General features: G+C 50.7%; 22 protein-coding genes. 19 read left to right on the top strand and 3 right to left on the bottom strand.

Annotated features, from left to right (window positions below):
* Window positions 1–2: 2 nt before the first annotated feature.
* Window positions 3–494 carry a hypothetical protein gene (locus tag PLA01S_RS11280; RefSeq protein ID WP_127592277.1) on the top strand — a complete coding sequence of 164 codons (492 nt, stop codon included), beginning with the start codon at window positions 3–5 and terminating at the stop codon, window positions 492–494.
* Window positions 495–716: 222 nt separating this feature from the next.
* Here PLA01S_RS11280 and PLA01S_RS11275 read toward each other — a convergent pair whose 3' ends face one another.
* The gene (locus tag PLA01S_RS11275; protein WP_127592275.1) at window positions 717–1,574 is read right to left on the bottom strand and encodes an AraC family transcriptional regulator; all 858 of its coding nucleotides are present in this window, start codon (window positions 1,572–1,574) and stop codon (window positions 717–719) included.
* A 203-nt stretch (window positions 1,575–1,777) separates the two neighbouring features.
* Between PLA01S_RS11275 and PLA01S_RS11270 the strand changes: the two genes are divergently transcribed.
* The 4 genes from PLA01S_RS11270 to fucU all read left to right on the top strand — a co-directional run bounded on the left by PLA01S_RS11270 (window position 1,778) and on the right by fucU (window position 6,355).
* Window positions 1,778–3,571, top strand: a complete 1,794-nt coding sequence (locus PLA01S_RS11270; RefSeq protein ID WP_127592273.1) for an L-fucose isomerase — start codon at window positions 1,778–1,780, stop codon at window positions 3,569–3,571.
* 24 nt (window positions 3,572–3,595) lie between these two features.
* Entirely contained in the window at window positions 3,596–4,255 is a 660-nt protein-coding gene (locus tag PLA01S_RS11265) for a class II aldolase/adducin family protein (RefSeq protein ID WP_127592271.1), read from the top strand.
* A 77-nt stretch (window positions 4,256–4,332) separates the two neighbouring features.
* The gene (locus PLA01S_RS11260; protein ID WP_127592268.1) at window positions 4,333–5,844 is read left to right on the top strand and encodes a rhamnulokinase; all 1,512 of its coding nucleotides are present in this window, start codon (window positions 4,333–4,335) and stop codon (window positions 5,842–5,844) included.
* Between the two features lie 82 nt (window positions 5,845–5,926).
* Window positions 5,927–6,355: an L-fucose mutarotase gene (gene fucU / locus PLA01S_RS11255; RefSeq protein ID WP_127592266.1), complete on the top strand. Its 429-nt coding sequence runs from the start codon at window positions 5,927–5,929 to the stop codon at window positions 6,353–6,355.
* Window positions 6,356–6,409: 54 nt separating this feature from the next.
* On the opposite strand, the gene PLA01S_RS32500 is transcribed toward fucU, so the two are convergent.
* On the bottom strand, window positions 6,410–7,036 hold the full coding sequence (locus tag PLA01S_RS32500) for a DUF4183 domain-containing protein (protein ID WP_246059444.1): 627 nt from the start codon (window positions 7,034–7,036) through the stop codon (window positions 6,410–6,412).
* A gap of 402 nt (window positions 7,037–7,438) precedes the next feature.
* Between PLA01S_RS32500 and PLA01S_RS11240 the strand changes: the two genes are divergently transcribed.
* The 3 genes from PLA01S_RS11240 to PLA01S_RS11230 all read left to right on the top strand — a co-directional run bounded on the left by PLA01S_RS11240 (window position 7,439) and on the right by PLA01S_RS11230 (window position 10,206).
* Window positions 7,439–7,852: a DUF4183 domain-containing protein gene (locus PLA01S_RS11240; protein WP_127592265.1), complete on the top strand. Its 414-nt coding sequence runs from the start codon at window positions 7,439–7,441 to the stop codon at window positions 7,850–7,852.
* 307 nt (window positions 7,853–8,159) lie between these two features.
* Window positions 8,160–9,650 carry an amidase family protein gene (locus PLA01S_RS11235; protein ID WP_127592264.1) on the top strand — a complete coding sequence of 497 codons (1,491 nt, stop codon included), beginning with the start codon at window positions 8,160–8,162 and terminating at the stop codon, window positions 9,648–9,650.
* Window positions 9,651–9,669: 19 nt separating this feature from the next.
* Entirely contained in the window at window positions 9,670–10,206 is a 537-nt protein-coding gene (locus PLA01S_RS11230; protein ID WP_127592262.1) for a hypothetical protein, read from the top strand.
* 143 nt (window positions 10,207–10,349) lie between these two features.
* Here PLA01S_RS11230 and PLA01S_RS11225 read toward each other — a convergent pair whose 3' ends face one another.
* Window positions 10,350–10,631, bottom strand: coding sequence for a CD3324 family protein (locus PLA01S_RS11225; RefSeq protein ID WP_006211013.1), 282 nt, complete (start codon window positions 10,629–10,631; stop codon window positions 10,350–10,352).
* Window positions 10,632–11,069: 438 nt separating this feature from the next.
* On the opposite strand from PLA01S_RS11225, the gene PLA01S_RS11220 reads away from it, so the two are divergent.
* The 11 genes from PLA01S_RS11220 (at window position 11,070) to PLA01S_RS11170 (ending at window position 24,810) form a co-directional block, all read left to right on the top strand.
* Window positions 11,070–12,788: a GAF domain-containing sensor histidine kinase gene (locus PLA01S_RS11220; RefSeq protein ID WP_127592260.1), complete on the top strand. Its 1,719-nt coding sequence runs from the start codon at window positions 11,070–11,072 to the stop codon at window positions 12,786–12,788.
* The gene (locus PLA01S_RS11215; RefSeq protein ID WP_127592258.1) at window positions 12,766–13,431 is read left to right on the top strand and encodes a response regulator; all 666 of its coding nucleotides are present in this window, start codon (window positions 12,766–12,768) and stop codon (window positions 13,429–13,431) included. The genes PLA01S_RS11220 and PLA01S_RS11215 overlap by 23 nt, the downstream gene beginning before the upstream one ends.
* 180 nt (window positions 13,432–13,611) lie before the next feature.
* On the top strand, window positions 13,612–14,172 hold the full coding sequence (locus PLA01S_RS11210; RefSeq protein ID WP_127592256.1) for an NADPH-dependent FMN reductase: 561 nt from the start codon (window positions 13,612–13,614) through the stop codon (window positions 14,170–14,172).
* Window positions 14,169–15,881 (top strand): VOC family protein, encoded by a 1,713-nt coding sequence (locus tag PLA01S_RS11205; protein WP_127592254.1) that lies wholly within the window; start codon window positions 14,169–14,171, stop codon window positions 15,879–15,881. Before PLA01S_RS11210 ends, PLA01S_RS11205 begins: the two co-directional genes overlap by 4 nt.
* Window positions 15,882–15,984: 103 nt before the next feature.
* Window positions 15,985–16,527, top strand: a complete 543-nt coding sequence (locus PLA01S_RS11200; RefSeq protein ID WP_127592252.1) for an NADPH-dependent FMN reductase — start codon at window positions 15,985–15,987, stop codon at window positions 16,525–16,527.
* Window positions 16,528–16,647: 120 nt separating this feature from the next.
* Window positions 16,648–18,267 carry a response regulator gene (locus tag PLA01S_RS11195; RefSeq protein WP_127592250.1) on the top strand — a complete coding sequence of 540 codons (1,620 nt, stop codon included), beginning with the start codon at window positions 16,648–16,650 and terminating at the stop codon, window positions 18,265–18,267.
* Window positions 18,264–20,060 (top strand): cache domain-containing sensor histidine kinase, encoded by a 1,797-nt coding sequence (locus tag PLA01S_RS11190; RefSeq protein ID WP_127592248.1) that lies wholly within the window; start codon window positions 18,264–18,266, stop codon window positions 20,058–20,060. The genes PLA01S_RS11195 and PLA01S_RS11190 overlap by 4 nt, the downstream gene beginning before the upstream one ends.
* Window positions 20,057–21,037 carry a substrate-binding domain-containing protein gene (locus tag PLA01S_RS11185; RefSeq protein ID WP_127592246.1) on the top strand — a complete coding sequence of 327 codons (981 nt, stop codon included), beginning with the start codon at window positions 20,057–20,059 and terminating at the stop codon, window positions 21,035–21,037. Before PLA01S_RS11190 ends, PLA01S_RS11185 begins: the two co-directional genes overlap by 4 nt.
* Window positions 21,038–21,170: 133 nt before the next feature.
* The gene (locus tag PLA01S_RS11180) at window positions 21,171–22,670 is read left to right on the top strand and encodes a sugar ABC transporter ATP-binding protein (protein ID WP_127592243.1); all 1,500 of its coding nucleotides are present in this window, start codon (window positions 21,171–21,173) and stop codon (window positions 22,668–22,670) included.
* Between the two features lie 34 nt (window positions 22,671–22,704).
* The gene (locus tag PLA01S_RS11175; protein ID WP_071220346.1) at window positions 22,705–23,673 is read left to right on the top strand and encodes an ABC transporter permease; all 969 of its coding nucleotides are present in this window, start codon (window positions 22,705–22,707) and stop codon (window positions 23,671–23,673) included.
* Window positions 23,674–23,781: 108 nt separating this feature from the next.
* Entirely contained in the window at window positions 23,782–24,810 is a 1,029-nt protein-coding gene (locus tag PLA01S_RS11170; protein WP_174819210.1) for an ABC transporter substrate-binding protein, read from the top strand.
* Window positions 24,811–24,842 lie beyond the last annotated feature (32 nt).

The following is a 24,842-nucleotide window of genomic DNA, read 5'->3' as shown; positions in this document are numbered from 1 at the left end:
GGATGGGGACTTCTGCTTTTATCTTAATGAACCACAAAAAATATTCACCGGAGCGTCTTTTAGCTGATTCTATTATTTCTGCTTTTCATGCGGATGTCATGCTGAACTTTCATAACAGTAAAAATTATGCCAGCAATGGACAATTGCTTTCTACGACGTTGAATATTAATGATAAGAAAGTAGGAGAAAATAATGAATCGTTTATACTTTATGTAGATGCATTGGATAATCCACAACTTGATTTTTTTTATTATGAGGATGTGGGTTTGGATTCCAATCATAAACTATATCAAGTAGGGGCAATTGAAGATATTTTTGGCGTCGAAGAGTTGGTATTTCGATTTATATATCAATATCTCAAAATAAATCCTGACGACTATTTTTGGGTTGCGGATTATGATTGGGTTTACAGCTGGGAAGACGTGCAACAATTAAAATCACTACCATTTGACTCAGATTGGTGTTATAAAAATCCTAGAGAAAGTTTTGGATAATCATTTAAGTAACCAACACTTGATAAACTTTCAAAGGCTCATTTCAACTTGGATAAGGAGAAATGAGCCTTTTTTGCATGCCTTTTTGAAGCGTAGAAAGCGAGTATGTCGCAAGGGAAAATCATTTTTCATGAAAAATTAAACAACCATAGTGCGGTTGAGTACCGAACTAGGCTGCTTAAAGGAGGATTCACGTTAAACTGTCTACACATATGAATCCCTTTACTCCATGGCCATTTTGCTTTGTTCCCGGAACGAACTCGGCGTTTGTCCGGTAATTTTCTTGAATAACATCGAGAAGTACTTATCGTTGCCGTATCCCACTTGAGAAGCAACCTCATGGATCGGCATTTCGGAATCTGCCAGCAGGCGCTTGGCCTCTTCAATCCGGCGGGATATCAAGTAATTGAAGGGGGAGTCGCCGACTTCTTTTTTGAACAGATGGGATAAATAATGCTGACTGACATACATCGTATCGGCGATGTCCTTGAGACTGATGCTCTGGGTATAATTGGTGTCGATAAAGTGTTTGGTCCGCAGCGCGATTTCGTTCTTGCCCTTCAAGGACTGGAATTGGTGTTTAACATCCACAATGCGATAGATCACGGTAATCAATGACATCAGCAGGTTGGTGCTAAGCGTTTCATACCCCAGCACCTGCGAATCGCATTCGCGGAGGATCTCGGAAAGATAGCTCTCCACTTTATAAGCGTATTTCTCGCAGGATATGACCGGCTCCACATAAGCCGGGAGCAGCATTCCTTGGGGAACCCCTTCAATGTGAAGCGAATCCACGCCGCAGTAGATCACCTTAAAAGGCCCGTCCGTGATGGATCTCTCCTCGTGAGGAATGCCGGGATTATAAATCGCGACATCGCCTTTGTTGAGTTCGTATATTTTTCCTGCAATGGTGAATTCTCCGCGTCCTTCTACTACGTAGATGATCTCGCAGAAATCATGAATTTGCGGCGGTCCATAAAAGAAGTCCTCGTCCACGACCTGCCCGGCAAAGAGCAGCTGTGGATTTTTAATGAAGCGGAAGTGATCGCTTTTACTATGCGAGATTTCGATCTTTGGCACGTTCTGGTCCCTCCTGGAAAGCAACATCCTCTACCTATTATAATGCAAAACGCCCTTCGATGCGGAAATCGTATACATCGGCTGTTCCGAATGGTTCACTGTCTTGCTGAAATTAGGATTCGATATAACAAAATAGTGGGTTATCTCTTGCACCGATTAATCTTACAATGATGTCATATTCCTTATAGGGAGGCGTGACATACATGACAATTGAAAACGATTACAGATGGCGGGACGGATTTCCGAAAATCGGCATTCGCCCTACGATAGATGGAAGACGGAGAGGGGTACGGGAATCTCTCGAGGAACAGACCATGAATCTGGCCAAGGCCGTCGCCGAGATGTTGACGAAGGAGCTCAAATATCCGAACGGCGAGCCGGTTGAATGCGTGATTGCGGATACTTGCATTGGCGGCGTGGCCGAAGCGACTGCGGCTGCCAAAAAATTCAAGAATGCCGAGGTCGGCCTGACCATAACCGTTACGCCTTGCTGGTGTTACGGCACCGAGACGATGGATGTGGATCCTTCGCGTCCGAAGGCGGTATGGGGCTTCAACGGAACAGGACGTCCAGGCGCGGTTTACCTGGCCGCCGTACTGTCCGCGCATGCGCAGAAGGGACTTCCTGCATTCGGCATCTATGGCGAAGACGTTCAGGATGAGGGGGATACCCGCATTCCGGATGACGTTCAAGAGAAGCTTCTGCGTTTTGCACGGAGCGGCTTGGCTGCTGCTTATATGCGCGGACAATCGTATTTGTCCATGGGCTCGGTGTCGATGGGCATCGCCGGCTCGATCGTGGACGACAGCTTCTTCCAGGAGTATCTGGGCATGCGGAATGAATACGTCGACATGAGCGAGTTTACGCGCCGTTTGGAAGAAGGCATCTATGACCCTGAGGAGTATGAGCAGGCGCTTGCTTGGGTGAAGGAGAACTGCACGGAAGGACCGGATAACAACCCGGATCATCTCCAGAATAGCCGGGAGCGCAAGGATCTGGAGTGGGAAACCGTCGTTAAAATGACGCTGATCACCCGCGATTTGATGATTGGCAATCCGCGTCTGAAGGAGCTTGGCTTCGAAGAGGAAGCTCAGGGCCACAGCGCAATCGCTTCCGGATTCCAAGGTCAGCGCCAGTGGACGGATCATTCCCCTAACGGTGACTTCCTGGAGACCATCCTCAATTCCTCCTTCGATTGGAACGGCAGACGTTCGCCGTATATCGTGGCAACGGAGAATGACAGCCTCAATGGAGTCGGCATGCTGTTCGGATACCTGTTAACCAATACGGCACAGATTTTTGCGGATGTTCGGACGTACTGGAGTCCGGCTTCGGTGGAACGGGTTACCGGCTATAAGCTGGAAGGCAAAGCGGAGAACGGTATCCTGCATTTGATCAATTCCGGCTCGGCTGCACTGGATGGAACGGGCGAGCAGGAGATTGACGGCAAACCGGCTATGAAGCCGTTCTGGGAGATCACGGATGAAGAGGTTGATCGCACGCTCAAGGCCACGCAGTGGAGACCGGCTAACCTTGAGTATTTCCGGGGCGGCGGTTACTCGACCGACTACTTGACACGCGGCGGCATGCCGATGACCATGTTCCGTCTTAACCTGGTGAAAGGGCTTGGTCCCGTCCTGCAAATCGCGGAAGGTTATTCTGTGGACCTGCCGGCGGAGGTGCACGATACGCTCGATAAACGTACGGATCCGACATGGCCAACGACCTGGTTCGTACCGAACCTCACGGGACAGGGTGCGTTCTCAAGCGTTTATGAGGTCATGAACCAGTGGGGCGCTAACCATGGCGTGATCAGTTACGGACATATCGGAGCAGATCTTATCACGCTGGCTTCGGTGCTGCGAATTCCGGTCAACATGCATAATGTGCCCGCCGAAGAGGTGTTCCGTCCACGCGCATGGGGAATGTTCGGAACATCCGATCCGGAGAGCGCCGATTTCCGCGCTTGCCAGAACTTCGGTCCTCTATATAAATAAGGTCATTCGAGAGGAGAGCGAATCATGCTGAATGTAGAAACGAGAAACGAGCTCTGCAAATATGCCAAAAAAATCGTCGACAGCGGACTCGTTGTAGGACCGGGAGGAAACATCAGCGCCAGAGCCGGGGACAAAATGTATTTGTCCCCGAGCGGTTTTGCACTGGAGGAGATCGAGCCGGAGCAATGGATTGAAGTGGATATCCCGACTGGCGATATTACCGATATAGGTCTACGGCCATCGTCCGAAGTGCTGATGCACCTGTACGGATACCGAAGCAACCCCGATATCGGGGCAATGGTGCATACACATCCATCCCATTGCATTGCCTTTACGTTGGTGGAGAAGGAACTGCCGGTGATGTTTCCGGACCAGGCGGCATTGGTTGGACGTACCGCATACATTCCTTACATCATTCCTACGACAGATTTGCTGGCAGATGCCGTCGCGGAGAAAGTGACTACGGCCAGTTCTATATTGCTTGGTAACCATGGACTGGTCACAACCGGCCGGAATCTGCGCGAAGCATATTACCGAACCCAGGTGGTTGAAGAGAGCGCCAAAATTTATCTGAGCGCCAAGGCGGCCGGCACGCCGGTGCCGCTGACGGACCAGGAAGTGGATGATATCGCTGCACTGGAGAGCGAAGATTATCGTATTCAGCTTCTGCAGAAGATGAAATAAATATTGGTTAAGGTTCAGATCTCGGGTGGTTGGAATTTGAATAGGTATCGAACTAAAGGTGAGGAAGGATGCGGCGTATGAGCAATTCATCTGCGGTGCTTGCGTTTGACTTGGGGGCCAGCAGCGGCCGGGCGCTGCTTGGCGAAATTACCGCTTCTGATCATGACTCCCCCGGCATGCTGAAGATTACGGAGATTCACCGCTTTGCCAATATACCCGTCCAGATGGGAAAGCATTTGCACTGGAATTTCCCGATGCTGCTGCAGGAGGTTAAGCATGGCATCCGTAAAGCGTTCCAGACCGGCCATCAACCGGTCAGTTATGGCATCGATTCATGGGGCGTCGATTATGGACTGATTGACCGTAACGGGGAGCTCATCGGAGTTCCTTATCATTACCGGGATCTGCGCACGGAAGGCATGGTGGAGCAAACCTGCGAGCAGGTCGGGAGAGAACGTCTGTTTCAAGAGAGCGGTCTGCAATTCATGCCGTTTAACACGATCTTCCAGTTAAATGCGATGCTGAAGTCAAAATCTCCGATGCTGGATATTGCGGATAAGTTTCTGCTCACTCCAGATCTGCTGAACTATTTTCTGACCGGGGTCCAGGCGTGCGAGTTCACCATGGCCACCACTACCCAGCTATACCATGTTACAGAAGGCAAGTGGAATGAACCACTAATGGAGGAGCTGGGGCTTCCCGTACCCCTGTTCATTGAACCCGTACAGCCGGGAACCGTGATTGGCAGACTGCAGGATACGGTGGCGCAAGAGCTAGGCATTCCGGCGATTAAAGCGATTGCTGTAGCATCGCATGATACGGAATCCGCCGTGGTAGCCGTTCCGGCGAACACATCCCGTTTTGCCTATCTTGTATGCGGAACCTGGTCGCTTCTCGGAACCGAGCTTCCGGAGCCGCTTGTCCATACGGACGTGCTGAAAGAAGACTTCTCCAATGAGGGTGGAGCTTATCAGACCTTTCAGTTGCTGAAGAATATCATGGGCCTCTGGATTCTTCAGGAGTGCAAGCGGCAATGGGAGAATCAAGGATTGACGTATTCGTTTGCAGAGCTGGTTGAACTCGCACAGGACGCGGAATCGTTCCGCAGCTTCATAAACCCCGATGACCTGCGCTTCATGATTCCGGCGGATATGACGGCTGAAATTCGGGATTACTGCCGGGAGACCGGGCAGCCCATTCCGCATAGCATCGGAGAGTATGTCCAGTGCATATTGCAGAGCCTGGCCCTAAGATACCGGGAAGTACTTGAACGGATAGAGGTCCTTACAGGGCAGCGTTACGATGGGCTCCATATGGTTGGCGGAGGCATTCAAAACGAGCTGTTATGCCGGTATACGGCCAATGCCATGGGCCGAACGGTGTGGGCCGGTCCGGTCGAAGCAAGTGCCATTGGGAACATGCTGGTTCAATTCGTGGCGAATGGCACATTACGCAATCGGGAAGAGGGAGTAGAGCTCGTCAAGCGGTCTTTTCCGCTTGCCTGGTACGACCCTGAGTCCAACGAGGATTGGGAGGCAGCATTCCAACATTACAAGACCATTGTCGAACAGCAGCAGGTACAACAGTGAGGTTACGGGATTCTTAGAGAATGACGTTCTCCTGCCATATCCAAGCCTTACATCTAAATTCGATAGAGGAGGATGTCATATCATGCTAAAAGGCATATCTCATTTGCTCTCTCCTGAGCTGCTGAAGATTCTAATGGAGATGGGCCACGCGGATGAAATTGTGCTCGGCGATGCCAATTTCCCGGCAGCCAGTCACGCCCAGCGGTTGGTCCGGGCAGACGGACACGGGATCCCTGCATTATTAGACGCGATATTGCCGTTATTTCCACTGGATACGTATGTTGAGTCCCCGGTAGCGCTGATGGCCGTGACGCCGGGAGATACCGTGGAAACGCCGATCTGGGATGAATACCGTGAGATCGTGCAGCAGTTTCACGCCGTTCCCATAGAATTTGATGAGGTAGAGCGATTCTCGTTCTATGAACGGGCGAAGAATGCTTATGCCATCGTGTCGACAGGCGAAAAAGCGCTGTATGCAAATGTTATCCTCAAAAAAGGCGTTGTCATTTAATAATGGAATGTTAAGAACCCCGCTGCCTGAGTACAGTGGGGTTCTTTGTACGTTCTAAGCCACCACCTGAACGGTGAGATAGAGGACCTCCAGTAAAATCGGCGTTCCGGCCAGAAGCACATCGCCTGGAGAATACAAGGTAAGTGCTTCCGGCGTGAGGGTGTATATTCGTCCTTCCTGAATCATGCCGTTGATATAAACAGTCGAGGAGCTGTTCGGACCGACCTCTATGCTCTGAAATGTAGGATTTCCGTTGTCATCCGTAAATTGCCCGGCAGATATGACGAAGGGAGCATCCAGTTTAACCTCGGACATCAATACGTAAAAATAACGAAGCGTGGTCGGCAGCACCATGATCTCCGGCACAATCACGCTTCCCGGTAATCCTTGGATGCCCTGCGGACCCGGGGGGCCTGGAGGCCCTTGGAGACCTGGAGGACCTTGTATGCCTTGTGCCCCGGGAATACCTTGGACACCCGGCAGTCCTTGGGGACCCATCGGACCCGGAATACCTGCTGGTCCGGCGGATCCCGGAAGACCTGGCGCGCCTGGAGGCCCTTGAATGCCTGGATCACCTTGAAGCCCTGGATTACCTGGCTGACCAGGCAATCCAGGTAATCCAGGTAATCCAGGTAATCCAGGTAATCCCTCTAAGCTCCTTCCCCGTTGTCTTTCCGACAATTCAGATGGGATGTTGCCCGAATGATCGAATCCAGATTTGCATGACCTGATCCTTCTTTTGTTGCTTGGTGACACGACTTGCTTGCATTTGCGCTTCTTGAAGTTCCTGCGTTTTCGTTGCCCAGCAGCTTTTAGTACAGAATACCGCTTCCGTTTAATCACGAGAGTTTTCAGTCTTATCACCGTCCCGGATGAATGTATGTACTTAATTTATGTCATCGGAAGGGGAGTGGAATGGACATTTGTCCTTTCTTCAAGGATATATTAACTGGAAAGCTGGTAGTTTCCTATATTATTTTTACTATAATTGGGGGAATGCCAGAATCAAAACTCAAAAACTATCATTTAATGATAATGTGGCACAGCCATATTTTTCAATCCCGACAGGAGAGGAGTGATGATATGCCAGTTATCAAACCTATTATTATCGCTGTCGCAACGCCCCCTGTTGCAACAGGCGGAACAATCACCACAACGGTAACGCCAACTGTAGCTCGTTATTTTGCGCTGATTACCGAAGCTATGATCGGAGCAGATTCCATTACCATGCCGGCAACAAGCTTTGTCGATGATGCTGAAGCACCCGTGACGGCATTCCCCGCATTGACAGGTACAGAATACTTTAATGTGTATATCAACGGCATGCTTCAACAACTTGCCTTATCGACATTAACAACCGCGAGTTTGGTCCTCGATACGACGGACGTTCCCGCGGGGATACCGGTTTTATTGGAAATCGCCAGTTTCACAAACACAACATCCGCGATCACGACACAGCCGACAATATCGGCACCGGTCATTACGATCATCAGTTAACAATAGAATCGAAGCGGATATAAACCAAGGGTTGCCCCTAAATCAAGAAGAAAGGGGTAACCCTTGTTTATTAATTTCTCTAATATGAGGTAATACTCTACTAATTTCTTTAAGGTTTTACTATTGTCATAAATGATAAATCGGTCTCATAACGAAGGAGGCTCAAGGTTACATATTAGAGGAATTTTACCCCTGAATCCCGAATTTCATTAAGAACCTGAAACGTTTGGAGGCTACAATATGAAACATTAATCCCCACCACCCACCGTAAGGTCAGAAAGATAAGTCAGGGGGACTATATAGGATCATGGATAAAAAATCATGGATTGTGGAAGCAACCATTTCGGATATGCAGCATGCGATGGCAGAGGGTTGGATGACCTCAGTAGAGCTGGTTCAATTGTATCTGGAGCGGATCGGGTTATACGATGGAATTCTCCGCTCGATTCTTGAGGTGAACCCTGAAGCGCTGCAAATTGCCGAGGAGCTGGATCGAGAGCGCAAGGACCAGGGTGCAAGAGGATTGCTGCACGGAGTTCCCATCCTGCTCAAAGACAATATCGACACCGGGGATCGGCTGCATACGAGCGCCGGCTCCATCGCTCTTGCCGATTCGTTTGCCGCGAAAGATTCCTTTGTTGCTGCGAAGCTGCGTAAGGCGGGTGCTGTTATTTTGGGCAAGAGCAACATGACCGAGTGGGCGAATTTCATGTCACCGACGATGTGGGCAGGATTCTCGTCAAGACATGGGCTTACGTTAAATCCCTACGGCCCTGGCGAAATGTTTGTTGGAGGTTCAAGCTCAGGCTCCGGTGCTGCGGTGGCGGCGAATTTGGCCGCGGCCGCCATCGGGACGGAAACATCTGGATCGATTATCAGTCCTTCCAGCCAGAACAGTCTGGTTGGCATTAAGCCGACGATCGGACTGGTAAGCCGGTCAGGCATCATACCCATCACCCATACGCAGGATACGGCAGGTCCAATGACCAGAACGGTGGAAGATGCCGCGATTCTGCTTAGCGCGATCGCGGGAAGCGATGATCTGGACGAAGTGACCAAGGTAGATCCTCAAAAAAGGGTTGAGGATTATACAAAGTTTCTGGATTCGAGTTATTTGAGGAAAGCCCGAATCGGGATTCCACGATACTACTATAAGCACCTGGATCGGGATAGACTAAATATTGTAGAGTCGGCCATTGAAGTGCTGCGGGATCAAGGAGCCACCATTATTGATCCGGTGGAGTTGCCCTGCCAGGATACCCAATGGGATGCCAATGTCCTTCGCTATGAGTTCAAGAAATACGTCGATGATTATTTGGCAAACGTGGATGCGTCCCTGCCGGTTCATTCGTTGGCCGAGGTTATCGCTTATAATGAGGCACATGCCGATGTGGCCTTGAAATATGGACAGGGCACATTGATTTGGGCCGAGGAAACGAGCGGCACGCTGACCGAAGCAGAGTATCTTGAGAGCAAGCAGAAGAATAAAGAAATGGCGGGAGCGAGAGGGATTGACCATGCTTTGCAGACGTATCAGCTTGACGCCCTGCTGTTTCTGGGTAATGAATATGGACCGGATCTGGCTGCCCGGGCAGGGTATCCATCGGTAACCGTTCCCGGCGGTTATGCCCAAAATGGCATCATTGCACCGGGAGGATATATTACGAAGGGACCACAGGGCATTACGTTCATCGGGACGGCATATAGCGAGCCCATGCTGATCCAATTAGCCTACGGCTTTGAGCAGGCTACCCAGCATCGCGTACCACCGAAGCTGTCACCCCAGTCATCAGAGTAAAAGAGAGGTGAAGTTCATCATGCCGCGCAATTTGGAGTATGTTCCTTACGGTTACGAACCCCCGAAGCAAACCACTAAAGGAACCTTAATATTCTATGACCTCTTCGAGCAGGTGCAGAAGGATTTGGAGCAGGCTGCTGCCATTTTAGAAGAACGGTCATTTGTAAAATTGGTGTTGTATCCGCTGCATGAAGAGACGGCAAAGCGGATGTTCAAGGAGCCGGTAAGCCCTTATTACAAGCGGGAGAAACAGCTTCAGGAATGGGTAGAGGAGCATGGGGGATCATCGGTTGTGATTGAACCCTTCGAGTCGAAACGGAAAAAATACACGCCGATCGATACCGCGCTTCGTCATCTGGTAGAGAAATACGGAAGTCCCCATTTTCTGATCCTGACTCCTGAAGTAGCTAATGTGTTTGCATCCTTTTCTTCATTCGAGGAATGGATCGTGAAGCTGAGGCTAATCCTCTTGTCCGAGCCGCCGTACTTGCACCCGAGATTGGAGAAATTTCGCCATCGCTGGGATATCGCGGGGGAGAAGCGGGAAGATCACTAGGGTATAAAAAATGCCCGACTGTAGATTCGCCTACAGTCGGGCATTTTCTACGATGGAGTAACGTTCATATAAAATGAAAAGGACTGCACCCCAGGGGAACAGTCCTATGTTAATCCGTATGCAGACCGTTAAATCTCATCGATTCAGGTCCCTACGCGGGTAAGTTTACTTATGATCTTGCGCACGCTTTCTCCAGATAGGAAGTAGGTCCGTTCCAATTCCTCAATGGACCGTCCTTTGCAATAAGCGCGATACATTTCTTTATTTCGACTTTCGATGCGTTGTTTGGAACCGCTTAACTCTCCCCAGCCGGCTCTTTGCTCGCTCTGTTTCGGTATGTAGAGTAATTCTCCATCTATATACTGTTGAATTTGCTGCAGCAGCTCGGGGGGAAGCACTTCTCTTCCGTTCTTGTAATGGCCCATCGATGCCCTCCTCTTTCTGTATACATATTTAAGCTATCGCTGAGTTTCAAAACAATTGCATTGATCATGCTTGCCCTCCTCCTTTCGTGAAATTGGTTTTTTTGGATTTGTTGGATTTTTGAATTTAAAAATAGATATAGGGAGCCCGCAGCGGGCTCCCATTTAACGGATATTCGCTTTACGCGAATACCACCTCACGGATCTGAATCATTGCAATCAGCCTCCTTTCAGCTCATTTCGTCGGCCCCGACTTCTATATTAAGCCATATGTAGATGGAAATTTGCAAGAGATAAAACAATATTAATTGTTTTTTACCAAAATTCATGAGGTGAACGATCTGAGAAAAACCCGAAGGACTCATAGGGAATTTTGATGGTGTGTGACAGGATTATATAATATAGTTACTTCAGAATGCAAAAAAGAAGGAGCTTTCGTGTATGTCCAATCACGATCCGCATATTCAGGAGTTAATCACGCTGAAGACGATCGCAGAAACGTTGAACGAGTCCAATGAGCTTGCCCCCATGCTGGACGTTGTTATTGCCAAGCTGCTGGAGCTAACGGGACTTACGACCGGTTGGCTGTTCCTGGTGGAAGATCAGGGAACGCATGAATTCGTAGCCAGCCGGAATTTGCCACCTGCCCTGAGCCGGGATGATAATGAACCCATGAGATGCGGCAGCTGCTGGTGCCTGGAGCGTTACGATGACGGACGTCTGAAAAATGCAGTGAACATTTTGAATTGCAAACGTCTGGATAACGCCGTTCGGTATCAATGGGGCGATACAGAAGGCATAACCCACCATGCAACCGTTCCGCTGCGATCGGGCAGCCGCAGGTTCGGCGTACTGAATGTGGCTGCACCCGGGAAGCTGCATTTCACCAAAGAGGAACTGGCACTGCTGGAATCGGTAGCCTACCAAATTGGCAGCGCCATTGAGCGTATGCGCCTCTACGCAGCTGAGCAGCGCCGTGCGGATTTGTTTGCCCGGCTTGGTGAATATAGCAGCGCTCTCGGTGCTTATGCTTCCCAAGCGGTTAATCGGGCCGAATTAACGAAGCAAGTCATGAGTTTAATGGGCCGTTACTTTGACTGGCCGGTTGCTGCATTGCTGGAGCCAATCGGCAACGAAATGACACTTCGTGCCCTATACAGCGGAGGGCAGACGACGCTGCCCCATGCCCAATTCCCGCTTGCTGAAACCGCACGAACCCGTTCTGGCAAGGGAAAGACCTCTGCGGATCCGGTCAGTGCCGATGACGCGCAGCGGCTTTCGGATCTATTGGTGGAACAGGGATGGATATCATCCATCGCCCGAGCAGTTGCGGTTCCGCTGGTGGCTGCCGGGGACACCTCTTTTGGACTGCTTTTGGTAGGGTACGATCATCATGGGAATTCGTACCGGGCGGATATGGAGGTGATTGAGGCACTGGCTGAACATATCGGCATGACACTTCAGCGCATTCGTCTAGAGGAGAACCGGCGGGAGCTCGCAAGAATGGATGAACGAAATCGTCTAGCCCGAGACCTGCACGACTCGGTAAGTCAAACCCTGTTCTCGCTGGTGATGATGTCCAAGGGTGTAGGGAGTATGCTTGCTGCGGAGCCGCATGAGCAGAGAAGCTTGCTCCAGGACACGATCCACGATATTCAGTCGTTATCGCAAAGCGCTCTGAAGGAAATGCGGGAACTGATCATGCAGCTTCGCCCACCCGGACTTGAGGAAGGGCTTATGACAGGCCTGAAACAATACGGCGAACGTTTGAAGCTCCATGTAAGTTCACATATCAGCGGGATACGGGACCTGCCCCGGATCGTGGAGGAAGCGTTGTGGAGGATCGGTCAAGAGGCGCTGAACAATGTAAGCAAGCATGCGGATACAAAGGAAGTAACGGTAGTATTAACCCTGCAGGAAAATGAAGTTGAACTTCGGATCGAAGATCATGGCCGCGGGATTACCAAGCAACGATTGAACGAGCTGACAAGACATTCGATAGGGTTGTCCAGCATGCGGGAACGGGCCGAATCGCTCGGAGGACAATTCCGCCTATACAGTGTGTACAGAGAGGGAACCATCATTGAGGTTTCGCTGCCCTTAAGGGTGAGGTCAACAGAGAATGGGGGGATAACGGATGATCCGATTGTTGATCGCTGACGATCACGCCATGGTACGCTGGGGGCTTCAGGTTTTTCTGGCTACGCAGCCGGATATCGAGATGGTTGGCGAAGCCGCGAATGGCGAGGAGGCGTTGGAGACGGCCAAACATCTAAATCCCGATGTCGTGTTAATGGATCTGAATATGCCGATCCTCAACGGAATCGATACAACCGCACGGTTAAAAAAAGAACAGCCTCACATTAAAGTCATCGTGCTGACCTCGTTTATCGATTATGGCCATGTTCTGCCAGCCATTCGGGCAGGCGCACGCGGCTATCTTCTTAAGGATATCGAGCCTGAAGATCTGGTGGCTGCGATCAGGCGCGTATATGAAGGCCAAGTCGAACTGCATCCGGATGCGGCAGGCCTGCTCATGACGCATGTTACATCGCCGGCGGGAGCAGATGAGACCAGCGGTTCCGGCCATCAGGAAGAGTCTGTGGAGCTGGATAAACTTACCCGCCGGGAGCAGGAGGTGCTGCAGCTGATTGCATCGGGTATGAACAACAGGGAAATCAGCGAAGCGCTTTACATCACCGAGAAGACGGTTAAAACCCATGTCAGCCATTTGCTCGATAAGCTGGGGGTTGCCGACCGGACACAGGCGGCCATTTATGCGCTCAAGCATGGAATCGTATAAGGATTGCTGTATTTGGCGTACATAACGGTAAATATCTAAGACTATAGTTGTAGAAGCTCTCAGCCGAAGGCATGAGAGCTTTTGCCCGTAAAATCACTCTAAATGTTGACGATTTCCATGGCCTGCCTCCTCTACAATGTACTTAACAAAACATTGGATACCAATAAGGGAGGCAGTACCATGAAGATCGTGATTATAGCTGGCAGCAATCGTAAGGAAGCAACAAGCACCGTTCTGGCCAAAGCCTTGGAAGCGCAAATGAATCGGTTGTTCGTGGAAGTGAAGCTGTTTAACCTGTATGAAACACCGCTTCCGTTCTATTCGCCTGACGAGATATTCAACCGCCATGATGGCGTGCGCGAGCTGCAGCGCCTATTAATGGAGGCGGACGGCATTATTTTGACTACCCCAGAGTATCACGGAGGGATGAGCGGGGTTTTGAAGAACGCTTTGGATCATTTGGGGCAGATACATTTCTCGGGTAAACCGGTTCTCTCGGTAAGCTCGGCGGGAGGGGCGGTCGGCGTGAGTTCACTGCAGCAAATGCAGGCTACCATACGCAATTTGCACGGAATTAATAGTCCGGAATGGATCTCCATTGGCGGTTCTCAGCGGGCCATTTACGAATCCGAAGCGGCAGAAGGCACGATTGTGCTGGATTATCGGGCTAAAGAGGCGCTATCCATCTTTATGGAGCTGGTCAAGAAGATCAGCAGTAAAGAGGAGGTTGAAACCTCATGATTACTCATTTTGCCGGATTGAAATTAAAAACGGTCTCCATTCAGGGCGTGAAACAATTCTACAACGGATTGCTTCAATTCCCGATTGCAAGTGAAAGCGAGGTTGAGGTCGTATTTCAGCCTACACCGGATTTCACGCTCGCTTTTGAAGAAGCGTATGAACCTATAGTTCCTGCCCATATCGCGTTTGAAGTGCCTTATTCTCAGTTTGAATCCCTGATCCAGAAGCTTGCAGAGCAGGTACCTTTGTTGAAATGGCCTGATGGCGAAGTGGTTGAGCGCTTCGAAGCCGGTGTGAACGTGTACTTCAAGGATGGTGATGGAAACTTGCTTGAGTTTATCGCGCATGATGATCTGAAGGAAGGGGTACTGGCGCCAAACGGCACCTATGGCGTCCTGTATTTGCGGGAGGTGGGATTGCCCGTGGAAGATCCGGTAGCCGCAAGATTGTGGATGAAGCGGACGCTCGGATTAACGATCGCCAAGGAGTCGGAGCAATTCGCTTTTGCCATTGGAGGAACAGCCCATGCCGTTGTTGTATCAACAAAGCGCAAATGGATTCCGATTTCGATGTATGCGCTGGCACCACCCTTGGAGATAACTTATGGAGTAACGGACGAACGGTTTCTGGACCGGGTTCGTTCCACTCTGGATCGGCGGATGATCGTTTCGGATAACGAGGACGGATTGCATTTTAGAATGTATGGTTACAGCATCCGAATGAAGATAACAAACTTTCCCAAAGACATTGCAGCCCGGCTGAATCTGCCGAGTGCAATCGAAGGGAAGGAGGTGAATTCGGTCATTAGTGACCGGTATTTGGAGGATGGTCTTACGGCCTTGAGCCGCGGCGGCGAGGTTGGCTGGTTTGAAGGACATGTCGGGGGGGCGTATTTGGCGGCTTATTACATGCAGAAGGAGTTTGATTTGCCGCAAGATGTACGGAAGGGGTTGGCCGCCAATTGCCGGCATTTGCGCAGTCAGCATGAAGATTGGTTCGAACCCTATCCTGCCGAGCCTGCGCAGCCTGAATTAATGAATCAATTGATTGAAGGACTGCTGCCTAATCTGACGAATCTGAGCACCTCCGGACATGGTGTTACCCTGGCCGTCCTGGGACTGAAAGCATTGCGGGACCGTCCGGACTTACTGACGCCGTCTGTCGTTCGAGGCTTACTCAAGCTGATGGAAGATGCGGCCGTTGAACATAAGCTTGCAAGGTATTACGGAATCGAAGATTATACGAAGCTGGATCGTTCCGAAATCCGGCTCTCGGACGAGCCGCCGTACCGGAATGCATCCGATCTGGCTGGGCGTGCTTTATCCGAGTTGGATCACGTGCTGCCGGATCAACACGTTGAAGGAAAGTACTACTTTTTTGCAGGTGAGCTTGAGCATGGAATTACCCACGCCCACGCATTGATTGAGCTGGAACGGCTCGGATATGCTCAGCTTGCCAAGCTTGGTCAAAGCAATCACCGGCTGCAAATGAAACTCAACCGTTTAAAGCCACAAACGCTTTTGAATCAGGGGGTTCAGGCACCTGAAGAAGTTTCGATTATGGATTCGGCTTATTGGAGTAAACGGTATGAAGATCCGCATGCCATCAAAGTGCCTTATGCGGCACTGGCTCTGCTCCAATATGTGCCGCCTGAACGGAGAGAAGATATGGAGCGAGATGTGTGTAAACTACTCTCGTTGATGAAGTAGGACAAAGGACATTTTGACATTGGTAAAATATGGTGTTAGGCTAAAAATTAGTTGTTAAAAATAGATTGAAATATGCTTAGAAGGCATAGAACTGGAGGGTATCATGAAAGTCGCAATCGTTGTAGGAAGCATTAGAAAAGAGTCGTACAATATGAAACTGGCGGAATATTTGAAGCAGCGCTACTCGGATCAGATTGCGTTTGAAATCTTGGCGCTTCGAGATCTTCCGTTTTATGATCAAGACATTGAGCTGGACCCTCCTGCGGTCGTCAAGGATTTCAAAGAGCGGATTGCTGCCGCCGATGCGGTATTGTGGATCACGCCGGAGTATAATTACTCCATACCGGGCGTACTTAAGAACGCCCTCGACTGGTTATCGCGCGTCGATAAGGTCATGAACGGGAAGCCTTCATGGATCATGGGGGCGTCGATGGGACAGCTTGGAACCGTTCGCGCTCAAGAACATCTCCGGGATATTCTGTTTTCTGTTGGCATTACTTCGCCGCTGCTTCCGAACAATGAAGTATATATCGGAGCGGTACATGAGAAGATGGATGAGTCCGGCAAGCTGATTCATGAGCCGACGATCGGTTTCCTCGATATCGTGGTGAACAATTTCATTACGTGGATGAACGCCCGCAAATAAATACGTAGTCATGGAGCCCTTTGGCAGTTGCCTGCCAAAGGGCTTTTCCTGTAATATTCACCTCGTAACACGATATAACCTAAGCAAATGGGATTTGCTTTTGAACGGGGGAGGCTTTGATTGTATACGATTCTTATTGTGGACGACGAACCGATCGTAAGGGAAGGGATCCGAAACCGGATTCAGTGGGCTGATCATGGCTTTGAATGCATCGGGGATTGCGAGAACGGCAGGGATGCATTGGAGGCTGTAACCCGCGATCAACCCGATGTTGTGTTAACGGACATCAACATGCCGTACATGGATGGCCTGGAATTGTCCCGCCATATTACGGAACGTTTTCCAAAGACGAAGATCATCATCCTGACCGGGTTTGACGATTTCGAATATGCCCAGCAGGCGGTGAAGCTGCAGGTCACGGATTTCATTTTGAAACCGGTTACTTCGGCGGAGTTAAGGGAGATGCTAGATAAACTCAAGCTGGAAATGGATGAGGAACGCGGACATACGGAGCACTTGAAGAGGCTCAAGCATCAGTTGAATGAGAGTTTGGTCCTGCTTAAGGAACGATTTCTTGAACGACTGGCGTCATCGCCGATGAAGCGATTCGAGATCGAGAGCAAGCTGTCTTATTTTGATATTCCGCTTTCGGGGCCGCTTTATATCGCAATGGCAGCGGATATGGATGAGCTTCGTTCGGATGAACAGCACGTTGATAATGAGCTGTATGCTTTTGCCTTATACAACATCATTCAGGAAATATTGGCGGGAGAGCCCGGTACAGCCGTTTTTCGCTACAAGGAGAACAAAGTCATGACCATTCTATCGGGCTCCGGCGAGGAGGAGCTGCACGCTCGGGCCCAGAAGCTGGCGGAGGAAATTCGCGGATCTACGAAACAGTTCATGAAATTCACGGTCACGCTGGGCATCGGAACGATGTGCCGCGACCTTCAGGATATCCGTTATTCCTGCAGAGCTTCGGAAGCTGCATTGGAATACCGGCTCCTGATCGGCCGCGATCAGGTGATCCATATCACGGATCTTGAAAAGCGGGGGGACGCTCCTCTCCAGGATGGGATCGAAACCGAGTCAGCGCTAATCTCTGCGATCCGGGCAGGTACGGACGCTGAAGTGAAGGCGAGCATCCGGCAGCTGATCAACGAAATTGGAAGCGCTTCAATTTCGATCGACCTATGTTATGTGCGGATCGTACGAGTGATGCTTGCAGTTCTTCAAACCTTGATGGAAATCGGCAGCAATGAGAATGAGCTGATCGGCAAGGAGAAGAGGCTGCTGTCCGATTTGTATTCTTTTCGTTCACTGGATGAGATTGAGCATTGGTTAAATGAGGTGTGTGAACAAGCGCTAAGGGACGTTGCCAAGACGAGAAAGGACATGACCCGCTCCCAGATGCTGGAGGCGGTCGATTTCATTCAGCGGCATTACGAGGATGCGGAGTTATCGATTAAGACCGTGTGCAGCCGGATCTACATGAGCACGAGTTATTTCAGCGCTTTGTTCAAGTCGCATACCGGGAAGACCTTCGTTGAATACGTAACGGAAGTCCGAATGGAGAAAGCGAAGGAACTTCTGAAGCATTCCTTGATGAGAACCTATGAAATTGCGGCGAAAACCGGTTATCAGGATCCTCAATATTTTAGCGTGCTGTTTAAGAAACATACCGGAGATACCCCGACGGAGTACCGGAATAAAATGACGTCAGGCAGGGTTAGTCCATGAAGGCTCCCCAGCGAATCAAAAGCATTCAATCCCGGATTGCCAGCTCCTTCGTGATGCTGGTGCTGTTTACGGCGCTGCTGCTGATCTTTATCTCCTATCGGCTGTCCGAATCGGCTGTGCGCGAAACGGCGGAGAGTTATACCTCCGAACTGATCAATCAAGTCAATGCGAATATCCAAACCTATATTACGGGGATGAAGGACATCTCGCTGGCGGCGATGAACAACCCGAATGTGAGGGAATATCTTGCCTTGGCCGATGAACTGCAGCCTACGGAACTTGCCATATTGAAAGCGAAGATATCGGAATATTTCCACTCGATTCGGGTTTCGCGCAAAGATATTGCGTCGATTAATATTTTTGGAGCGGGCGGGACCTTTATCTCCGATCGGGCGGATGCCGAACTGAATCCCTATATTGTGGTATCGGAGCAGCCCTGGTATCGGCAGGCGAAGGAAAACAAAGGACAGACGGTGATCTCTTCGTCCCATGTACAGCCGGTCATCAAGGGAGAGTACCGCTGGGTCGTATCACTGAGCCGCGAGCTCAGCGGCGTGAATCCTTCGAATGGGCTTGGCATTCTGTTGATCGATCTTAACTTCAAGGTGATTAACGATATGCTCAGCAAGCTGGATCTGGGGAACCGGGGCTATGTGTTCGTGATTGACCGTCAAGGGCGGATTGTGTATCACCCGCAGCAGCAGCTGCTCTACAGCAATTTAAAGACGGAGAGATTAGAGCAGGTGCTTCAGGACAAGGAAGGGGGATTTGTCGTGAAGGAGGGCGGGGCAAGCCGGATATACAGCATCAAGGATACGGATTTCGGCTGGAAAATCGTCGGCGTTTTTTATGAGAATGAGCTGGTGGACAATAAGAAGCAGATGCAGCTTTCTTTTGCCATAGCGGGGTTGTTATGCCTTGGCGTCGGCGTGCTGTTCTCCGTCGTCATCTCCCGCAACTTGACGCGTCCCATCAAGAAGCTCCAAGAAAAGATGATGGAAGTGGAGAAGGGGAATTTTGATATCCGGGTTCCCGTGGGGCATTCCAGGGAAATCTCGGGCCTAGCCCGCAGCTTCAATGTGATGGTGCTGAAGGTAAAGGAATTGATGTATCAAATCGTGGTAGAGCAGGAGATTAAGAGAAAAAGCGAGCTGAATGCCCTGCAAGCCCAAATCAATCCCCATTTCCTCTACAATACGCTGGATTCCATTATATGGATGGCTGAGAGCAAGAAGCATGATGAGGTGATTCTGATGACATCGTCTTTAGCAAGGCTGTTTCGAGCTTCGCTCAGCAAAGGGAGGGAATTAATCCCGATTGCTACCGAGGTGGAGCATATAACGAATTATTTAAAAATACAACAAATGCGATACCAGGACAAAATCCGGTTTGCTCTGGATATGGATCGCGAACTTTACCCTTATCTTACGTTGAAGGTGCTGCTGCAGCCGCTGGTGGAGAATGCCATTTATCATGGTATCAAGAACAAAGAAGGTCCGGGTACGATCACGATTACGGGGAAGCGTCGAGATAACCGCATCGAGTTTCAAGTCAAGGACGACGGCATCGGGATGGATCAGTCCAAAGTTGAGACATTATTAACCTCTACAGGGGGCAAACAATCGAGAAACAGCGTTGGCATTGCGAATGTTCATCAGCGGATTCAGTTATATTTTGGTACGGAATATGGTCTTAGCTATGCGAGCGCGCCGGGATCGGGGACAATCGTAACGCTGGTTATTCCGGCTGTTCATCCGGATGAATGGCGGAGCTTGGAGGGGGATGTGCCATGAAGTCGTACATGAGACTGCGATATATTTTATTGCTGCTGATCCCGGTGCTTATTCTGGGTTATGCGGTTTATCAATGGCCCAAGGAAGACCCCGGTACCAAGAAGATCATCGTCGGCGTTAAAGCACTGGACGAGAATGAATTCTGGCGGGTATTGATTGAAGGGGTGAACACGGCTTCCCGGGAATTCGGCGTGGACGTCTCGGTGATAGGACCGTCTCAGGAAATCGAGGTTGACTTGCAAATTCAATTGCTGGAGGAAGCCATCAAGCAGAAGCCGGATGCGATTGTTTTGGCCGCCGCTGATTATAACCGTCTGGTTCCAGTTGCGGAGTCGATTCGCAAAGCTGACATCCCGCTTATTATGATTGATTCCGCCGTTAACGGTGATTATGCGCAGAGCTTAATCGCGACCGATAATGTTCATGCGGGACAGAAGGCAGGCAAGGAGCTTTCCTCGCGGCTGCCGGCACATGCCAAGGTTGCTATTATCAGTTTCGTACGGGGCACCTCGACGCAGATTGAGAGGGAACAAGGGGTTCGAAGCATTTTGGAGCAGCGCAGCGGCACGGAAATTGTGGGTACTTACTACAGCGAGGGCAAGGAGGAGAGAGGCTATGAAATCACGAAGAAGCTGCTGCTGGAGAGGCCTGATCTGAATGGAATCGTGGGACTGAATGAGCCTTCAACGGTGGGGGCAGGCAGAGCGATTCGAGAATTGGGGCTGAGGGGCAAGGTCAAGCTGGTCGGATTCGACAGCTCGGTGAAGGAAGTCAAGCTGCTCGAAGAGGGAGTCCTGCAATCCACGATCGTTCAGAAACCCTTCAATATCGGCTACTTAGGCATCAAAACAGCCGTATCCATCATCGAAGGAGACAATGTGTCACGCAACGTGTACACCGATTCCGTTGTCATCAACAAAGACAATATGTATACCGAGGAGAACCAGAAGCTGCTCTTTCCCTTTGTGGAAGAGTAGCTTCTTCCTTTAGGGGGTCCTGTTAACAGATCATAGATTATTCAACATCGATCAGAGAATATTCCATTCCTCCGCAAGGGGAACGCTTTGTACAATGATTCATAAAAGGTGCCAGCTAGAGAGGTGAGGGGCTTTGAGCGAAGTATTGATACAGATGGAAGGAATCATGAAGGAATTTCCGGGCGTGCTTGCATTAAATAACTGCCGATTTGAACTGCTGCGTGGTGAGGTTCATGCGCTTATGGGTGAGAACGGTGCTGGCAAATCAACCATGATGAAAATCTTGACCGGCGTATACCAGAAAGATGCAGGAACGATCACGTACAAGGGGCAGCCCGTGGAGTTAACGAATCCGAAAGCGGCACAAGACGCGGGGATTAGCATGATCCATCAGGAATTGAACTTGGCGCCCGATCTGACAGTTGCTCAGAATATATTCATCGGGCGGGAGCCGCGGCGAAAGCTCCGATTGTTTCTGGATGATCAGGCGCTAAACCGACAAGTGAAGGAGCTGTTCGAGCGGATGGGCCTGGACATGGATCCATCCATCAAGGTTTCGGAACTAACGGTGGCCAAGCAGCAGATGGTGGAGATTGCCAAGGCGTTGTCTTATAGCGCCGACGTGCTGGTCATGGATGAGCCTACGGCGGCTTTAAGCGAAACCGAGATTGAGGATTTGTTCCGCATCATTCGCCAGCTTCGCGAAGGCGGAGTTGGAATCGTTTACATTTCCCACCGGATGGATGAGATCAAGCGAATTACGGATCGCATTACGGTAATGCGTGACGGACAGTACATCGATACGGTATCCACAGCTGAAGTTACCACCCAGGACATTATTTCCAAGATGGTTGGCCGGCAAATCTACGAGACCTCGAAGCCGGAGAGGAGCGCAGGTGAACGTGAGACGGTATTGGAGGTTAAAGGACTGAATCAAGGTCGAACTTTGAAGGACATTAACTTCACTCTGAAAAAGGGAGAAATCCTTGGCATTGCAGGGCTGGTTGGCGCGGGGAGGACCGAGCTTGCCCGGGCGATCTTCGGTGCCGACCGTATTCAATCCGGCGAGATCCACGTTCATGGCCGCAAGATAACGATCAAGGGCCCCCACGATGCGGTGCGGCAAGGGATCGGCTATCTATCCGAGGATCGTAAGCGCTATGGATGCGTCGTCGATCTGGATGTGAAGAGCAATGTGGCTATTGCGTCATACGGTAACTTCGTGCGTCCCGGGGGCTGGATGAGTACGGCCAGGATTCGCAAGCAGGCGGAGGATATGGTCGAACGACTGAAGGTCAAAACACCGCATGTGGACCAGGAAGTAAAGTACCTCTCCGGCGGCAATCAGCAGAAAGTCGTCATCGGCAAATGGCTGACCCGCGATTGCGACATTCTGATCTTCGACGAACCGACGCGCGGGATCGATGTAGGGGCCAAGAGCGAAATCTACCGTTTGCTGAACGATCTAACGGCACAGGGCAAATCAATCATTATGATCTCCTCAGAGCTGCCGGAAATTCTTCGGATGAGTCATCGGGTTCTCGTGATGTGTGAGGGTCGGATTACGGGCGAGCTGGATCAAGAAGAGGCGACCCAAGAAAGCATTATGCATCTGGCTACAGCAAGAATGTAAGCCGTTATCCATACACGTTAGGAGGAATAAGCAGATGAACATTCAAATCAAATCGGGTGCGCTTCAACAAGTGCTTGCCCTAGCCAGCCTGGTCGTTCTCATTCTATTCTTTACGTTCTCATCCAGCAATTTCTTTCAGTTCTCCAATATCGTGGGCATTCTTCTCTCGACTGCAGTGATCGGCGTGCTGGCCTTGGGATCCACCTTTGTCATCATTACCGGCGGCATTGATCTGTCCGTCGGGACGGTCATGACACTGAGCGGCGTTATGACCGGCGTATGCATCACCTTCTGGGGATTGCCCGTACCTGTCGGCATCCTTGGCGGCATCTTGACGGGCGCGCTGTGCGGGCTTCTGTCCGGAACGGCGGTGGCGAAGATGAAGATCCCGCCTTTTATCGCAACGCTGGCGATGATGATGATCGCCAAAGGACTGGCACTGATTATCTCCGGAGCCAAGCCAGTCTATTTCAACGACGCCGAAAGCTTTGCCGAGGTGTCCCAAGGCAGTGTGCTGGGCTGGCTCATACCGGGCCTCGATATTCCGAATGCGGTCGTTATTTTCTTCATTGCGGCGGTTGTGGGTTACCTCATCTTATCGAAGACCATTATCGGCCGGTATAACTTTGCACTGGGCAGCAACGAGGAGGCGACCCGATTGTCCGGCGTCAATGTGGGCTTCTGGAAAATCGTCATTTACACCCTAACCGGCGCCTTTACCGGCTTGGCCGGTGTCATGATGGCATCGAGGCTGAACTCGGCTAATCCGGCCCTGGGTGCCGGGTATGAGCTGGAAGCCATCGCGGCGGTCGTGATCGGGGGGACTTCGCTCAGCGGAGGGAAGGGGACCATCATCGGTACCGTGATCGGAGCTTTGATCATGAGTGTACTGACGAATGGATTACGCATTCTGTCCGTGCCGCAGGAGTGGCAAACCGTTGTCGTAGGGTTCGTTATCATACTCGCGGTGTATGCGGATATTTTGCGCAGACGCAAAGCGTAAGCCCTTTGTTAGAGCTGCGTTCCGCGCTAAGTTAGCCGAATGTTAACGGGTTAGAAGCTTCCTTGGATGGAAGTTCTATAGATGTACTATTTTGATAAACAAGGGGAGATGAAGATTATGAAAAAGCTATCCGTATTGGCTCTGATTCTCATGCTGACTGCAAGTATGCTGGCGGCTTGCGGTTCATCGGGCAATAACGCTGCCGGAGGAACCGACAGTCCAAGCGAGGGCGGATCGGGTTCAGGTTCCAGTTCTGCAGCCGAAGGAGAAATCTACATCCCGATCATTTCCAAAGGCTTTCAGCACCAGTTCTGGCAGGCGGTAAAAGCCGGTGCCGAGCAAGCTGGGGAAGAGCTTGGCGTACGGATTACCTTTGAAGGACCGGAGACGGAATCCCAGGTGGATAAGCAGATCGAAATGCTGCAGGCAGCACTCGACAAGAAACCAAGCGCAATCGGCTTTGCCGCATTGGATAGCCAGGCCTCCATACCTTATCTGAAAAAAGCCCAGGAAAACAACATCCCTGTCATCGCCTTCGATTCGGGCGTGGAAAGCGACATTCCGGTCACGACGGCATCGACGGACAATATGGCTGCATCCGCGCTTGCGGCAGACAAAATGGCGGAGCTCATCGGGAATGAAGGCAAAATCGCGATGGTGGTCCATGACCAGACCAGCGTAACCGGGGTTAGCCGCCGCGACGGTTTTAAGAAGCAGATTGAAGAGAAGTATCCGAAAATCGAGATCGTAGACATTCAATATGGAGGCGGCGATCATCTGAAATCGACGGACCTGGCCAAAGCCATGATGCAGGCACATCCGGATTTGAAGGGGATATTCGGGGCGAATGAAGGCTCCGCCGTCGGCGTCATTAATGCGGTAACGGAGATGAAGAAGGAAGGCCAGATTATCGTGGTCGGGTTCGATTCCGGAAAAGCGCAGATTGACGCGATCAAGAACGGAACCATGGCGGGAGCCATCACGCAAAATCCGGTCGGCATCGGATATGAGACGGTAAAAGCCGCCGTGGCGGCCGTCAAAGGGGAGAAGGTCGAGCCACAGATCGATACGGGATTCTACTGGTACGACAAAAACAATATCGACAGCGACGAGATCAAAGCCGTGATCTATGAGTAAAATGAAATGAAGGGGAGCCCTATACAGGGCTC

Source organism: Paenibacillus lautus NBRC 15380, assembly GCF_004000945.1.
Classification (GTDB): Bacteria; Bacillota; Bacilli; order Paenibacillales; family Paenibacillaceae; genus Paenibacillus_AQ; species Paenibacillus_AQ lautus.
Note: the sequence above shows the minus strand (reverse complement) of the source record. Positions and strands in the feature narration are given on the sequence as shown.

Coding starts and splice junctions, on each gene's coding strand:
- PLA01S_RS11280 (WP_127592277.1), top strand. CDS start 3: ATGGGGACTTCTGCTTTTATCTTAATGAACCACAAAAAATATTCACCG.
- PLA01S_RS11270 (WP_127592273.1), top strand. CDS start 1,778: ATGACAATTGAAAACGATTACAGATGGCGGGACGGATTTCCGAAAATC.
- PLA01S_RS11265 (WP_127592271.1), top strand. CDS start 3,596: ATGCTGAATGTAGAAACGAGAAACGAGCTCTGCAAATATGCCAAAAAA.
- PLA01S_RS11260 (WP_127592268.1), top strand. CDS start 4,333: ATGAGCAATTCATCTGCGGTGCTTGCGTTTGACTTGGGGGCCAGCAGC.
- fucU (WP_127592266.1), top strand. CDS start 5,927: ATGCTAAAAGGCATATCTCATTTGCTCTCTCCTGAGCTGCTGAAGATT.
- PLA01S_RS11240 (WP_127592265.1), top strand. CDS start 7,439: ATGCCAGTTATCAAACCTATTATTATCGCTGTCGCAACGCCCCCTGTT.
- PLA01S_RS11235 (WP_127592264.1), top strand. CDS start 8,160: ATGGATAAAAAATCATGGATTGTGGAAGCAACCATTTCGGATATGCAG.
- PLA01S_RS11230 (WP_127592262.1), top strand. CDS start 9,670: ATGCCGCGCAATTTGGAGTATGTTCCTTACGGTTACGAACCCCCGAAG.
- PLA01S_RS11225 (WP_006211013.1), bottom strand. CDS start 10,631: ATGGGCCATTACAAGAACGGAAGAGAAGTGCTTCCCCCCGAGCTGCTG.
- PLA01S_RS11220 (WP_127592260.1), top strand. CDS start 11,070: ATGTCCAATCACGATCCGCATATTCAGGAGTTAATCACGCTGAAGACG.
- PLA01S_RS11215 (WP_127592258.1), top strand. CDS start 12,766: ATGATCCGATTGTTGATCGCTGACGATCACGCCATGGTACGCTGGGGG.
- PLA01S_RS11210 (WP_127592256.1), top strand. CDS start 13,612: ATGAAGATCGTGATTATAGCTGGCAGCAATCGTAAGGAAGCAACAAGC.
- PLA01S_RS11205 (WP_127592254.1), top strand. CDS start 14,169: ATGATTACTCATTTTGCCGGATTGAAATTAAAAACGGTCTCCATTCAG.
- PLA01S_RS11200 (WP_127592252.1), top strand. CDS start 15,985: ATGAAAGTCGCAATCGTTGTAGGAAGCATTAGAAAAGAGTCGTACAAT.
- PLA01S_RS11190 (WP_127592248.1), top strand. CDS start 18,264: ATGAAGGCTCCCCAGCGAATCAAAAGCATTCAATCCCGGATTGCCAGC.
- PLA01S_RS11185 (WP_127592246.1), top strand. CDS start 20,057: ATGAAGTCGTACATGAGACTGCGATATATTTTATTGCTGCTGATCCCG.
- PLA01S_RS11175 (WP_071220346.1), top strand. CDS start 22,705: ATGAACATTCAAATCAAATCGGGTGCGCTTCAACAAGTGCTTGCCCTA.
- PLA01S_RS11170 (WP_174819210.1), top strand. CDS start 23,782: ATGAAGATTATGAAAAAGCTATCCGTATTGGCTCTGATTCTCATGCTG.